The sequence below is a fragment of the Parapedobacter brassicae genome (assembly GCF_051400755.1).
GTDB lineage: Bacteria > Bacteroidota > Bacteroidia > Sphingobacteriales > Sphingobacteriaceae > Parapedobacter.
This window is the reverse complement of record NZ_JBLFFL010000004.1, coordinates 76,708-90,138: the sequence shown is the minus strand read 5'-3', so window position 1 is coordinate 90,138 and position 13,431 is coordinate 76,708. Positions and strand designations below refer to the sequence as shown.

At 52.7% G+C, this 13,431-nt stretch carries 12 protein-coding genes; 7 read left to right on the top strand and 5 right to left on the bottom strand.

Going from position 1 to position 13,431, the window contains the following annotated elements:
- Nucleotides 1–11: 11 nt before the first annotated feature.
- The 6 genes from ACMGDE_RS12875 (at nucleotide 12) to ACMGDE_RS12850 (ending at nucleotide 7,563) form a co-directional block, all read left to right on the top strand.
- On the top strand, nucleotides 12–710 hold the full coding sequence (locus ACMGDE_RS12875; RefSeq protein ID WP_436833212.1) for a DUF3823 domain-containing protein: 699 nt from the start codon (nucleotides 12–14) through the stop codon (nucleotides 708–710).
- A gap of 10 nt (nucleotides 711–720) precedes the next feature.
- Nucleotides 721–2,634, top strand: coding sequence for a GxGYxYP domain-containing protein (locus ACMGDE_RS12870; RefSeq protein WP_436833211.1), 1,914 nt, complete (start codon nucleotides 721–723; stop codon nucleotides 2,632–2,634).
- Nucleotides 2,635–2,657: 23 nt separating this feature from the next.
- Nucleotides 2,658–4,394 carry a GxGYxYP domain-containing protein gene (locus tag ACMGDE_RS12865; RefSeq protein WP_436833210.1) on the top strand — a complete coding sequence of 579 codons (1,737 nt, stop codon included), beginning with the start codon at nucleotides 2,658–2,660 and terminating at the stop codon, nucleotides 4,392–4,394.
- A 116-nt stretch (nucleotides 4,395–4,510) separates the two neighbouring features.
- The gene (locus ACMGDE_RS12860; protein WP_436833209.1) at nucleotides 4,511–5,341 is read left to right on the top strand and encodes a class I fructose-bisphosphate aldolase; all 831 of its coding nucleotides are present in this window, start codon (nucleotides 4,511–4,513) and stop codon (nucleotides 5,339–5,341) included.
- 10 nt (nucleotides 5,342–5,351) lie between these two features.
- The gene (locus ACMGDE_RS12855) at nucleotides 5,352–6,500 is read left to right on the top strand and encodes a Gfo/Idh/MocA family protein (protein WP_436833208.1); all 1,149 of its coding nucleotides are present in this window, start codon (nucleotides 5,352–5,354) and stop codon (nucleotides 6,498–6,500) included.
- Nucleotides 6,501–6,525: 25 nt separating this feature from the next.
- Nucleotides 6,526–7,563, top strand: coding sequence for a carbohydrate kinase family protein (locus tag ACMGDE_RS12850; protein ID WP_436833207.1), 1,038 nt, complete (start codon nucleotides 6,526–6,528; stop codon nucleotides 7,561–7,563).
- A 99-nt stretch (nucleotides 7,564–7,662) separates the two neighbouring features.
- On the opposite strand, the gene ACMGDE_RS12845 is transcribed toward ACMGDE_RS12850, so the two are convergent.
- From ACMGDE_RS12845 to ACMGDE_RS12830, 4 genes are all read right to left on the bottom strand, one after another.
- Nucleotides 7,663–8,121, bottom strand: a complete 459-nt coding sequence (locus ACMGDE_RS12845) for a hypothetical protein (RefSeq protein ID WP_436833206.1) — start codon at nucleotides 8,119–8,121, stop codon at nucleotides 7,663–7,665.
- 111 nt (nucleotides 8,122–8,232) lie between these two features.
- Complete coding sequence (locus tag ACMGDE_RS12840) at nucleotides 8,233–8,934, bottom strand: LytR/AlgR family response regulator transcription factor (protein WP_436833205.1); 702 nt, start codon at nucleotides 8,932–8,934, stop codon at nucleotides 8,233–8,235.
- Nucleotides 8,928–9,971, bottom strand: coding sequence for a sensor histidine kinase (locus tag ACMGDE_RS12835; RefSeq protein WP_436833204.1), 1,044 nt, complete (start codon nucleotides 9,969–9,971; stop codon nucleotides 8,928–8,930). The genes ACMGDE_RS12840 and ACMGDE_RS12835 overlap by 7 nt, the downstream gene beginning before the upstream one ends.
- Nucleotides 9,972–10,056: 85 nt before the next feature.
- Nucleotides 10,057–10,683, bottom strand: a complete 627-nt coding sequence (locus tag ACMGDE_RS12830; protein WP_436833203.1) for a response regulator — start codon at nucleotides 10,681–10,683, stop codon at nucleotides 10,057–10,059.
- Nucleotides 10,684–10,771: 88 nt separating this feature from the next.
- Here ACMGDE_RS12830 and ACMGDE_RS12825 point away from each other — a divergent pair, with 88 nt between their 5' ends.
- Nucleotides 10,772–12,763: a sensor histidine kinase gene (locus ACMGDE_RS12825; RefSeq protein WP_436833202.1), complete on the top strand. Its 1,992-nt coding sequence runs from the start codon at nucleotides 10,772–10,774 to the stop codon at nucleotides 12,761–12,763.
- A 17-nt stretch (nucleotides 12,764–12,780) separates the two neighbouring features.
- Here ACMGDE_RS12825 and ACMGDE_RS12820 read toward each other — a convergent pair whose 3' ends face one another.
- Nucleotides 12,781–13,404, bottom strand: a complete 624-nt coding sequence (locus ACMGDE_RS12820) for a hypothetical protein (RefSeq protein ID WP_436833201.1) — start codon at nucleotides 13,402–13,404, stop codon at nucleotides 12,781–12,783.
- Nucleotides 13,405–13,431 lie beyond the last annotated feature (27 nt).

Sequence of the window (13,431 nt, the reverse complement as noted above, 5' to 3'; positions counted from 1 at the left end):
CAGTAAAGAATATGAAGAAGATAAATATGAATCGGTTTTTGGCCATGATAACCACCGTTGTATTGACCAGCGGCTGTGAATTGGATAATTATGATGCGCCATCGGCGCAGCTTTCTGGAAATATTATTGATGCGCAAACCGATGAGCTGGTGCAGCAAGACATCATCAGGGGGACAACCATCAAAATCATTGAACATGGCTATGACCCCGTACAGCCGCAGTACCTGCGTGTGAAAAATGAAGGTACCTATGCCAATAACCTGCTGTTTGCCAATACCTATACCGTGCAACCCGACCAGCGCAATTTTGTGCAGGTGGAGGAGCAGGAAATCCAGATCGGCAGCGATACGAAACTTGATTTTCGTGTGCAGCCGTATATCCGGGTAAAGGACGCTTCGATCACGAAGGAAGGAACGAAGATCGTTGCGACCTTTAGGCTTGAACAGACCGTGCCGGAAGTGGTGAGCCGCATCGGGCTATATGCACACGTAGAGCCGATCGTAGGCGAGCCCATACGGGCCGTGGCCAACGAAGTGCAGCTCGGCAGGACGGTTGAGGACGACGAAACGTTTACCTTGGAGATCGATGCCGCGGAAAACCGGGCTGCGCTTAAAGCGGGAGACCAGTATTTCTTCCGCATAGGGGCCGTGATCAGTGTGCCGGAAGCGAAGTTTAACTATGCGCCCGCCGTGCGGCTGACCGTTGATTAATCGACCTGTTATGCGTTTTATCTATTTAATTGGATTGGCATTGGGGCTGGTTGCTTGCGGTGCCCAACGAGGGCATATCATCGCTGGCTCCGAACCGATCGCCTTATTTGACCTCGGGTACACGTTGGACGGGGATTGGAGCGATGTGGGGCAAGTGAAGCTGGCTTGGGACCACGCGCATACGTTGGCTACGCTGCAGGGACTGGTCAACAGGGAATCTCCCCGCTTGTATACGTATTTCGTTAAGAACGGTGAACACGATGTCGACCGCTATTGGTGGGATAAATACCGAGCCGAAGGAACGTGGCTGGCCGGGAGGGATACACTGGTGTATCCGGATATCGGTTCGTTGATCAGCGCATTCAGAAACAAGATTGAAGGTGTGGTGGTATATGACCCGGCCGTGCCGGCCACGAGTAATGTAGCATCGGCCGTTGCCGGTGCCGATCGGCTGATCGCGGTGCGTTATGATCCCGACGATGGGAGCCTCTACCATCAACTGGTAAAGACCGGGTTGCGGTTACCGGTAAAAGTTTGGCTGGTGAAGAAAGACGGAAAGCCGCTTTTTACGGGGTCGGGAATGATACCGGGCACATCCCGCCCATCCAGTGGATCGGCGAAGAATGATGCTTACCGATGGTTCATTGAACATTACCTGAAAAAAGGCAAATGCAATACGGCATTTGGTGCGTATTACATCGACCAGCATTGGATGGCCGACCCCACGCGGATAAACCGCAATCACCACACGCTGTCTAACCACGACTACTTTGTCAGCAAAAATGCTTTTTTCTTCGATCTCAGTCCGTGGGCGGATGAGCCCGCTACCGACGATCCCCAACAGCGGCCGGGTACCGATTTGGAAACGCTGAAGGAATTCTTGCTGCTCGCTTACCAGCAAAACGACAACGGGAATGCGTTTACCCATATTGGTGGCTTCCCGCCATGGGCATTCAAGTACACCCGGCATGCGGGGGGGAAGCACGACGACGTGCCTACGGAATGGGAATATTCGCGCATCATCAGTGCCTATAATGCGTTTAAGGATGCAGATGCCATCGGATATGGTGCATTGGCCAACGCTTCATTTTGGCAACATTATCCATTAAAGGATGTCTATCCCCAACAGCAAGTCACCGATGCGGAGTTGGTGGAGCGCGGTTACCTCACTACGGATGGTAAACTAGTGGACAATGGAAAGGAATACCTGGTGTTCTACGTAGGTGACTACGACGCCGCCTCGTGGTTGTCGCAGACCACACCGACATTGTGGGATGACCCCAATCGGGGCAAGGTGCCGCTGATGTGGTGCATCAGCCCGGTGCTCGCACAGCGTGCGCCCATGGCGATGGAATACCGTCGGCTGTCGGCCACGGCCAATGATTATTTCGCAGCGGCGGATAACGGTGCAGGATACCTGATGCCGGGCATGTTGCAGGCACCGCGCGAGGTATCCGGACTGCCCGACGCAACGGCGCAGTGGGCCGAGCACAACATCCCTTATTATAAGCAATGGGGGCTTTCCATTACGGGATTCGTCATTGACGGCGAGGCCCCAGGACTGAACAAAGCGGGCTTGGATGCCTACCAACGCTTCAGTCCGGACGGCATTGTACCGCAGAAAGTGCCCTTGACGTTATTACACGGCGAGATGCCGGTATTGCGCTCGGATGAGGATGTCAACCAGGAAGATCCTGCAGTCGCCGCACAGATCATCGTAAACAGGGTAGATAAGCGGCCACTGCGTTTCCATTGGTTTCGCAACATCTTGAAATCGCCAACCTGGTACGTGCAGGTGGTGGAAGAAGTGCACAGGCGTAATCCGGATATCGAGCTGCTGGATGGCGCTACTTTTTTTGCGCTGTATCGCAGATACCTGGAGAGTACGCCCGATGCGGCGAAAGGGATTTGGCCGGATAACTAACGACAGCGGCTAACATGAAAATCATGAATTTAAACATCTCGAAATACTTGCTGCTTATGCTGGTCTGTGGGACATTATTTGGTGCCTGCAAGCCGATAGCGGACAAAAATAAGCTCTATACCTATACGCTGAATGGCGACACCACCGCAGATGCCTATGATGAGGCCGTGATGGTGGCTTGCATCCAGGGAATAATGAATAGAGATACAACACAGCTCTATTTACTTTCTGATGCGCATGAGCGACCCGCATATTGGCTTGATACCTTATCCGCATCGGGCAGATGGTTGGAAAGCAAGGAACGCACAGCAATTGCGACCTTGGAAGAGTTGGTCGCACTGGCGGGTAAGCGGATAAAAGGAGTGATCATTTGGGATCCGGAAGTGCCGGCATCGCTGAATGTGGCCACCACCCTAGCGGGGCTGGAAGATGGAATCGTAATGAGCCCAAAACAGGCAGACCTGTACCTGGATAGGTGGGAACTGCCCGTCATCAAAGATTTCAGAGGCATGTTTACCGGACAGGAAACCGGGAGTAAAAAAAATGACGCCTACCGCTGGGCAATCCGGGAGTTTTTGGAAACAGGCCGATGCGACCCCCACTGGCTGTGCCTGTATGAGGATGCGTATATGACGCGGGAAAAAGGGGATATCAGTTATGTGGTGACCCGGGATTGGCCGGTGCGCAACAAATCGTTTGTTTATGACCTTTCGCCATGGGGCGATGAGAAGCCCCTGGATGATCCTGATCAACGGCTGGGAGCAGACCTGGAAACCTATAAGCTGATGCTGGAGGCGGTATTGAAACTGACCAAGGGTGAGCAGATGACCGAAGTTGCAGGTTTTTTCTCGTTTCCGAAATACAGCAACATCCCGGGATATGAAAGCAAGCACGACCCCGTTCCCACCGAATGGGAAACCGTATACCTCATATCGCCTTACAATTGCTACCAGAATACGGTGGCCCACCTGTGTTTTAATCAGTCGGTGCATGCCCAAGCACCGGTGCGAGAACTTCGGCAGGGGCGACCGGAATTGAAGGATCCGGAAGCTGGGAAAACCTACCTTTGCATCTTGATGGCGGACTACGACTCAGCGACGCCATTATACGATTTTTTACCCAAGCATTGGAACGATAGCGCACGGGGTGACATTCCACTGGCATGGGGTATTAATCCGAATTTGATCGAAACCTACCCGGATATCATTCAATACTTTTATAACACAAAGAGCCTCAACGATTTTTTTACAGCTGATGCAAGTGCCGCAGGTTATATGAATCCGAACCGGATCGATTCGGCGTATCTTCCGCTGTTTATTGATCATAATAAGCGGTTTTATAACCGCTTGGATATGTCGCTCTCACCGATGGTGCTGGATTGGGATGAACCAACAGCCGCAGTAAAAGATGCATTTACACAGTTTTCGCCCGACGGGTTCGCTACGATTGTGATTGACATGCACAATAATGGGGGCAAGGCACCCGAACCGCACGTGTGGATGGACATGCCAGTAATGGAATTGCTGAACAATGCTTGCAACTTCTCGACACCTCCACAGACGGCCCGGGAATTATCGGCCGCGATACCCGGTGCAGCTGATCAAAAGCCGGCATACTATTTTTTCCGGATCGTATGGACAAGCCCAGGCCAAGTGATTGCCGCGCTGGACGAATTGAAGAAATTGAGGCCTGAGCTCGATATCGAAGTGGTGGACCCGTATAACTTTTATCACCTATTTAAATCGTCTACCAAAGGTTAACGAAGGAGATACGATGATAAATGGCAAAGGATGCCCTGTAGGCTTTTCAAAAGGTTATTTTGAAATAAATCGTTATACTTGTATATACAAGTTGATTTAATGGCTATATTTGCTTCATGAAAACTTATCGATTAAACAGACTTTTCAATCGTCAATCAGGCAACTGTTTCGATGTTGCCATTGATCACGGGTTCTTCAACGAGTATTCATTTTTGCAGGGTATCGAAAGCGTCAGGAAGGCGGTAGAGGTGTTAATAGATGCAGCCCCCGATGCCATCCAACTGACCGTGGGCCAAGCACATTACTTGCAATCGATTTCCGGCAGGGAAAAGCCGTCGCTGGTATTGCGCACAGATGTGGCCAATGTATATGGTAAGCAATTGCCCCGTACACTGTTTAGCCGGATGATCGAGAACCCGGTGGAACAGGCGATCCGTCTTGATGCGGTGTGTGTGGTGGTGAACTTGTTCAGTATCCCGGATGAGCCTGAAGTAATGGATCAATGCATACAAAACATATTGAAGATCAAACCGGAAGCCGAGCGGTACGGCATACCGTTGATGGTGGAACCTTTGGTGTTTCGGCCAAACAAGGAAGCCGGGGGATATATGGTCGATGGCGATCCGCAGAAAATCATCCCGTTGGTGCGCCAAGGGGTGGAACTGGGGGCTGACATCATCAAGGCGGATCCGACAGATGACGTGAACGACTACCACCGGGTGGTGGAGACAGCAGGGGATATCCCGGTGCTGGTTCGCGGTGGTGGGAAAGCCAGTGATGAAGCGGTTTTACAACGTACCTTTGGCCTGATGCAGCAAGGGGTGAGGGGAATTGTATATGGACGGAATGTTATCCAACACGCTAATCCGAGTGGGATGACGCGGGCATTGATGGCGATTGTGCATGAGGGTGCCAAGCCAGAAGAAGTCATCGGACTATTAAAATAGCACATTGTTCATGAAAACAGTAAATATTGGCATCATCGGCGGTGGACTGATGGGGCGTGAGGCGGCCAGTGCCTTCGGAAGGTGGTTTGCACTGAAGGATTTTCCGGTAAAGGTAAAACTCACCGCGGTATGCGATTTAAACAAGGAACTGCTGGATTGGTACTCACAGATCGACAGTGTGTCCCTGCTGACCACAGACTACCATGAGTTGATCAACAGCGCATCGGTAGATGTGGTTTATATTGCTGTCCCGCATAACCTGCACCGGCAATTGTACCTTGATATCCTTCGTGCCGGGAAGGACTTGCTGGGGGAGAAGCCTTTCGGGATCGATTTGGAAGCGGCAGAAGCCATCGCAGCAGAAGCGGAGAGGTTAGGTAGGTTTGTTCGATGCAGCTCAGAGATGCCGTTCCTCCCCGGGCCGCAGCGGGTGATCGCGGAGGTGCAATCGTGCCGGCTAGGCCGGATATTTGAGATACGGTCTGGTTTTCTGCATGCGAGCGACATGAATGCTAAGAAGCCGATCAACTGGAAACGTCAATCAGCATTTTGCGGCGAAATCGGTGTGATGGGCGATTTGGGGATGCATGCGCTGCATGTGCCGCTGCGGCTGGGCTGGAAACCCAATAAAGTGCTTGCACAATTGCAGAAGATTATCACGGAGCGTCCCGACGGAAAGGGGGGCATGGCGGTATGCGACACCTGGAATAACGCTACGTTGACTACCCAAGTAGTGATTGATGGCGAGCAAATACCCATGCAGTTAGAAATGAAAAGATTAGCCCCCGGCGAGACCAACACCTGGTACATCGAGATTTTCGGTACAGAAGGTGGTGTGCGCTACAGCACCAAAGATACGAAGGCATTCTGGCAGTTTACAAACGACGCCGAACAATGGTGGAAACGCACAGACCTCGGTTTTCAAATGCCGTTTGAGACGATCACTGGAGGTATTTTTGAAGCAGGTTTTCCAGATTGCTTCATGCAGATGTTTGCCGCTTACATTGCTGAACGGGAGGGACTGCTAAACGGAAGGTTTGGCTGTGCCACGCCCGAGGAAGCGGTGGCCAGCCACCGGGTGTTCGAAGCCGCCCTGCGTTCGCAGGAAACGGGTAGCTTTGTGTCGATACCATCATCCGACGTATATGAAAAGGTCTGAAATTAATGACGCTATGTGCTAGACCATGTCAATAAATAACATCAATCGATCGGGTTTGCTTGTCGGCGGCAATTGGATATTGGATCAGGTAAAGCTGATCGATAAATTTCCCGTGGAGCAATCGCTGGTCAATATTTTGCACGAATACACGAGTAATGGCGGGTCGGCGTATAATATCCTGATGGACCTGGCGAAATTGGAGGCCCCGTTTCCATTGGAGGCCATCGGTCTGGTGGGTAATGATTTCAACGGTATGCGGATCGTGGACCACTGCCGCGAAGCAGGAATCAACGTGCAGCAGCTGCAGATGACGCCGGACCTGCCTACTTCCTACACGATTGTAACCTCGGTGAAAGATACGGGCAAGCGAACTTTTTTTCACCATCGCGGTGCCAATTCGCTGCTGGATGATACACACTTTGATTTCGGTATTTCAAGGGCGAAGATTTTCCATTTGGGATATTTGCTGTTGCTGGATCGGTTGGATGAAATCCAGCACGATGGGCGGACCAAGGCATCGCACGTGCTGGAAAGGGCGAAGGCGGCAGGTTTGACGACATCCGTTGACCTGGTGAGCGAGGATTCCGGACGTTTCAGGCAAATCATCCCGTGTTCGCTACCGTATGTTGATTTGTTGTTTCTCAATGAATATGAGGCTAGTCGGCTATCTGGCGTCGATTTGATGGGTGTTAAGGGCGTTTCCGAAATGGGCAGACGGTGTGAAGATGCGTTTGAAACGATTTTCGAGATGGGGGTAAACGAATGGATCACCATTCACTATCCGGGGGGTGTGTGGGCTGCCGGGCGGAGTGGCAGGCGCCTGTTCCAGCCCGGTCTGCTCTTGTCTGGGGAGCATGTCGTGGGGGCTAATGGCGCTGGCGATGCATTGGCCGCCGGTGTACTGTTGGGCGTTCACGAAGACTGGGATATGGAAGCGAGTCTAAACCTCGGCGTGTGTGCCGCAGCATCGAGTCTATCCCATGTGACCTGTTCAGACGGCGTGCTTCCGTATCGGGACTGTCTAACGCTGGCGGACCGGTTTGGCTATCAACGGATCGGCTAAGCCAAGACTCCGCTGCACCCACTGAAGCCCTCAAGGCATCCAGCGTGCAGCGGAGTCAAAACGTACTGTGTACGTTCGTCCGGACAACAAGCCCACGGTTCAATCGAGTTGCAGTGCGGCTAGCAGTTCCCCGTTGGGGAGCTCATCAGCAGCATAGTGTAGGCTGAGGGTACGATCGGCGTGGTCCTTTTCCAACTGTGTGAGGGCTTTTACCGAAATGACCATTCCCTCGTCTGTCCCCTTGGTGTCGGCAAAATCCCATTTTTTCAGGATGTTGCCGCGCTGATCTTTGATGGCGATGCTCCTGCCGGTACCCGCACCTTCTTGGTTGCAATGGGTGTAGAAAATCCGCAGCTGGTCTTGTTCGTTTGCCTTGTGCAGCTGCAGCTTCCTGAGATTCAGGGGCTGGTTTACATACTGCTTGAGGATGAGCTTGTTGTTGAGGTAGATCGAATAGCTGTCTAATCCTACTATTGATGTGAATCCGAATGCGATGAAGCATACGGCAACAAGCGCAAAGACCTTCAATGACGCTTGCCTGATGGTGTGGTGTTTCATAATCTTACGTTTTAATGAACATGAACTGATTACTCAGAAGCAATAGTACGGGTAAAGAAGGCAAGGCAAGAAAATAGTAGACCAGCGACTGGAATAGTAGACCAACGGGGCTCAGTAGATTTTCCGCTCCATATCTTCCCTATAGTTCCTGCCGACAGGGATCTGGTGGATGCCGATGATGATGCGGTTTCGCTCGATCCGCTTGATGTTATCTTTGGCGACGATGAATGATTTGTGTACGCGTATAAACCGGGGGTCCGGAAAAAGCTCCTGCATGGATTTAATGGAACCCTTGACGACGATTTTGCCGGTGGTGGCGTGGATGATGGCATAATCTTTCAACCCTTGTATGTGGGATACATCGGCAAAAAAGAGCTTGATCCGCTGCACGCCGCTTTTGACGAAGATAAATTCAGGTGTGTCTCGATCGATTTCTAAATCGGCATCGTTCGCTTTTAAAGAAAGGAAGTCCCCGACTTTTTCGAGCGACAGGAGGAAGCGGCTACGGGCGATGGGTTTGAGCAGGAAGTCAATCACGCCTAATTCGAAGCCCTCAAATGCGTAGTCGCGAAAGGCGGTGGTGAATACGGTGATGGGCGGGTGGGGCAGCGAACGAAGAAAGTCGATGCCGCTCATGTGGGGCATCTCAATATCGAGGAACAATACGTCTGCCGTGCGGTGTTTCAAAAACTCAAGCGCATCGAGCGCGTTGCTGAAACTGCCAATGAGGTTGATATGCGCCAAGGGCTCCATATACCCTGCGAGGACTTCCCTGGCGAGTGGCTCGTCGTCTATGATGACGCAATTCAGCATGGTACGTTGATGGTTAAAGAGACCTCGTATGTGTAGGGAGCCTCGGTAATCTGCAGTGTATGTGCATCTGGGTAGAGGAGCTCGAGCCGGTTCCGCAGGTTGAGCAGGCCGATGCCGCCATTATGCGCCGGAGGGCAGCCACCTGCTTTGCTGTTAGTGATCGTCACCTGAAGGGCGGCGGCTATGACGATGTCAATGTGCAGATAGGCATGCTGCATGGCCTTACTGACACCGTGCTTGAAAGCATTTTCGACCATCGGCAGGATCAGAAAAGGTGGAATAAGGCACTTGTCTGCTGCTCCCGTAACGGTCATCCGGATGTCGACCAGGTGATCCTGCCTGATCTTCTCGAGCTCCAGATAGTTGCTGAGGTACTGGATTTCCTTTTCGAGCGGCACAAGGGCCTCATTACTTTCATATAGCATGTATTCCATCAGTTCGGAAAGCTTCAACACCACTTCGGGGGCCTCGTTCGATTTTTTCAGTGTAAGGGCATACAGATTGTTCAGCGCATTGAACAGGAAGTGCGGATTGATCTGTGCGCGGAGGTAGTTGACCTCGGCCTGCAATTTTTCGATTTGGATGTCGTGCAGTGCTTTTTTCTGCTCATACCAGTCGATGCTGAATTTCAGCGCCACAGTTAGCAGCAGGTAGAGGGATGTATGCGTGAAATTGTAGATCAGGGCGGCGGAGAGATGGGCGTCGCTGTTTGGCCCGAGGATATATCCGAATAGGTAGTGATCATACAGGCTTTGTATCACGAGGTAGGCGATGACCAGCAGGAAGACCAATCCGAAATAATGCCCATATTTTCGGTGCAGGAGATATCGGGGTACTAGCCAGTGGATATTGGCCCAGGCGAGCGCGATGAGGAGTGAAACCCGCACCACGGAGCAGATGAAAAAATTGGGTAAACCGGCTTTTTCGATCAGGTACGTGCGGTCGTAAAGAAAAATGAGGGTGACGAGTATCCAGTAGGTCGGGTATATCCACCTGTTTCTTGGAATGAAGCCGTTTTTTACCGCTGAGCTGACCATACACGTTGCGTGTCGTCAAGATACGGTTTTGCCGGATGAAACGCAAATCCCGTCGAGCAACGACAAAAAAAATAGATGAACGGACTCACGGCTGCCGACGGCCGTATATTTTATTCAGCGCTTCGGTGCGGTTCTGCACATGTAGCTTTTCGTAGATGTGATGGATGTGCTGCCGGACCGTGCCGGTACTGATGTATAGCTTGTCGGCAATTTCTTTGTATAAGAAGCCCTTGGCCAGCAACTGGAGAATTTCCTGTTCTCTTTTGGAGAGTTTGCTCCGCTCGTCCGTGTCGCGGAAGGAGGCGACTACTTTGCGTGCGATGGAAGTGCTCATGGGTGCACCCCCAGCATGCAATTCGCGGAGTGATTCGATGATTTTGGCAGGTGATGCGTTTTTCAATAGGTAGCCGCTGGCTCCGGCGGCCAACGCATCGAATACTTGCTCGCTGTCTTCATAAATGGTGAATACTAGAAACCGGATACTGCTCCCCTGGGCGCCCAACTTCCGGATGCAGTCTATGCCGGTAACGCCCGGCAATGCGATGTCCATAATGGCGATATGGGGCGCCTGCTGTAACAGCCCTTCGTAGGCATCTTCGGCATTGCTGTAGGTAGATAGGCACTCGAATCCCTCCGATTGGTTGATGATGAAACGGAGGCCCTCCCTGATCTCGGCGATGTCTTCTACGATGCTTACCAAAATGGTTTCCATAGGATAAAGATAATATCAAATTTCCGGAGTTCCGACACTAACAAATGTTATATGTTTTTCCTATATTTATCCACCGAACCCCCCAACCATGAGGTACGCACAATCCGCGATGAGGCACCTGGCCAAGGAGACCCTGAAGCTCCAGGTGGCCGCGGCTTGTCTGTTGTACTCGCTGAGTGGGCTGGGACAGTCCACATCCGGTCTGAGCGTAGACAGCCTGAAAGCCGCGTTGCCAACCATGGCCGCCGATAGCCTGAAAGTGGATGCGTACATCACTCTTGGCCTGCACTATGAAAACAATCAGCTGGACTCCGCCACTTTTTATTACGAGGCGGCTCGTGCGCTGAGCGAAGCGCTGGGTTACTCCAAAGGAATCATCAGGTATGCAATCAATTACTCAGCTGTGCTCAACATGCAGGGACGTTCGGAGGAATCGGTGCGGCTCCTCAAGGAGGCGGAGGAGCTAAGCAGGCAACCTGCGTTGACCGCTTTCTTGCGAAAGGTACTGGCCAACATCGGTGTGGCCTACCAGTACCAAGAATTGTATGAAACGGCTGTGGACTATTACCTCCAGGCCCTGCCCTTGGCGGAGGCGACTGATGATACGGACATGCTGTCTATTCTGTATAGTAACTTGGTAGCTCTCTACCGAAGCCTCCGACAACCTGAAAAATCGATGAACTATGCGCAAAAGGCGATGACGCTGGCGGAAGCGAGCGGCGATGCATTTTCTATCGGAACGGCTGGCACCAACCTTGCCGTGGCGTTGGCCGACGCCGGGCGTCATCGGGAAGCCATTGGTCACCTCCAACGTGCCCGTGAGATCGGCAAGCAGCTGAATGACCAGTACATGCAGGAGGCAGCGCTAATCAACCTGGGCCATAACTACCTGCAGATGGATGATTTTGCCCGCTCCGTGCGGGCATTCGGAGACGCCCGGTCAATCGCTGAGGCACTTGGGGATGTATCGACAAGGGCTTATGCAATGAATGGAGTAGCGACGGGCGTGTACTGGCAGGGCGACTACCGCCGTTCGGAGCAACTGTTACGCGAAGGCATTTCCTCGGCTGAGGAAACCGGTCAAAAGGAACCCCTGCGTCGGATGTTGATGCTCATGTCAGACGTACAAATTGCCTTGGGGCAACCCCGGCGCTCCCAAGTGTACCGGGCAAAATCAGATTCGCTACGCCAGGTGTTGCTGGATTCGACCAGCATGGCGCATGTAAGGGAGCTGGAAGCCAAGTATGAGTCCGCAAAACGGGAACAGGAACTAACCGAAAAGGATCTGGCGCTGCATCAACGCGCGCAAGAGAGTAAGGTGCAGCGTATGTGGCTCACCGTCATCACCATAAGTGCCCTGTTGCTGGCCACGCTCCTGGCGCTGGGATACCGGATGTACCGACAGCGGCAGCAGCTCAGCCGGAAAGCGATCGAAGCGCTCCAGGCCGAAAAGGAGACAGCACGGTTGAGAGCGAAGCTTGAAGGTGAGCAACAGGAACGACGCCGGATCAGTCAGGAAATGCATGATGATATGGGAGCAGGCCTCACCAAAATGCTTTACTTGAGTAGGGGGCACCATGACGAGCAGGAAACGGGACAGAAGATACAGGAAACCGCGGAAGGATTGATCAGAAAAATGAATGAGATCATCTGGACAATGAATGACGAGGAGAACACGCTCGAAGGGCTGGTGGCGAGAATACACGGTACCGCGGCGGAACTGTTAAACGACGTAGCCATCGCACTGCAATTCAAGGTAGATGATGAACTTCCGGCGGTAGCGTTGCGGCAGGAGTTCCGCCGTGGTATGTACCTGGCGGTGAAGGAGGCGGTACACAATGTGGTTAAGCACGCCGGGGCGTCGGAAGTGGATATCACGGTATGCACAAACAGTGGGCTGACCATCACGGTGCGCGATAATGGAAAGGGGATGCCGCCGGAGCCGCCCGCGAAGGCACAACGCAATGGAATGAAAAACATGCAGCGTCGGCTGGCCGCCTTGGGTGGCTCGGTAGACATTGCCTCCACCGGAGGAACTTCCGTACAGTTCTGGGCACCATGGCCGGTATCCGCGGGCTGACGGCAGGCGGCATCGCCTTATTTGCGCTCCCAGCCGAAGGATAGTTCCAGCATCGCCATGGGCAGAATGGTGCGATCATCCCCAGAGCCGCCTGCACCCGACCACTCATCCTGGATGGGAAGGGACACGCCGACATAGGCACCCACGCTCAGCACGCTCCGTTTCTTTGGTGAGCGCCACCGGAACCCGCCGTTGGACATGACGGCGATATTCTGGAAGTTACTTTCCCAGCTGCCATTATCATTCCCCGTGGAGCTGCCGAACGAGTAATCCAGTACGCCACCCAGATACCATGCCCCACGCGTTACGGGAAATAGTGTCTTATAGCCGGCTCCTACGCCGAGCGCAACAGGGGATACGCTTTCGGCGTCCCAGTTGATAACATGGTAAAGCACACCGAGGTAGGGGATGCGGACGTGGGGCACGAGATAACCCTGCCGGTTCAGTTTGAACTCCCACTGGACAATAGGCCCGAACTGCAATAATCCCAGTGGGTTGAAGTTGAATGTCCGCCGCGGTAGCGGGTTGGATCCGTCTGTCGAAGCGGTGTCGAGTTGGCCAGTCGATGGCTGGGCATGGGCCGCCGAGCCCAGTAGGCAGCCGATCACGCAAAGGGAAGCTAAAATAAATGGTGTCTTCATGGCATCAATATGTTAATTGTTTGATGC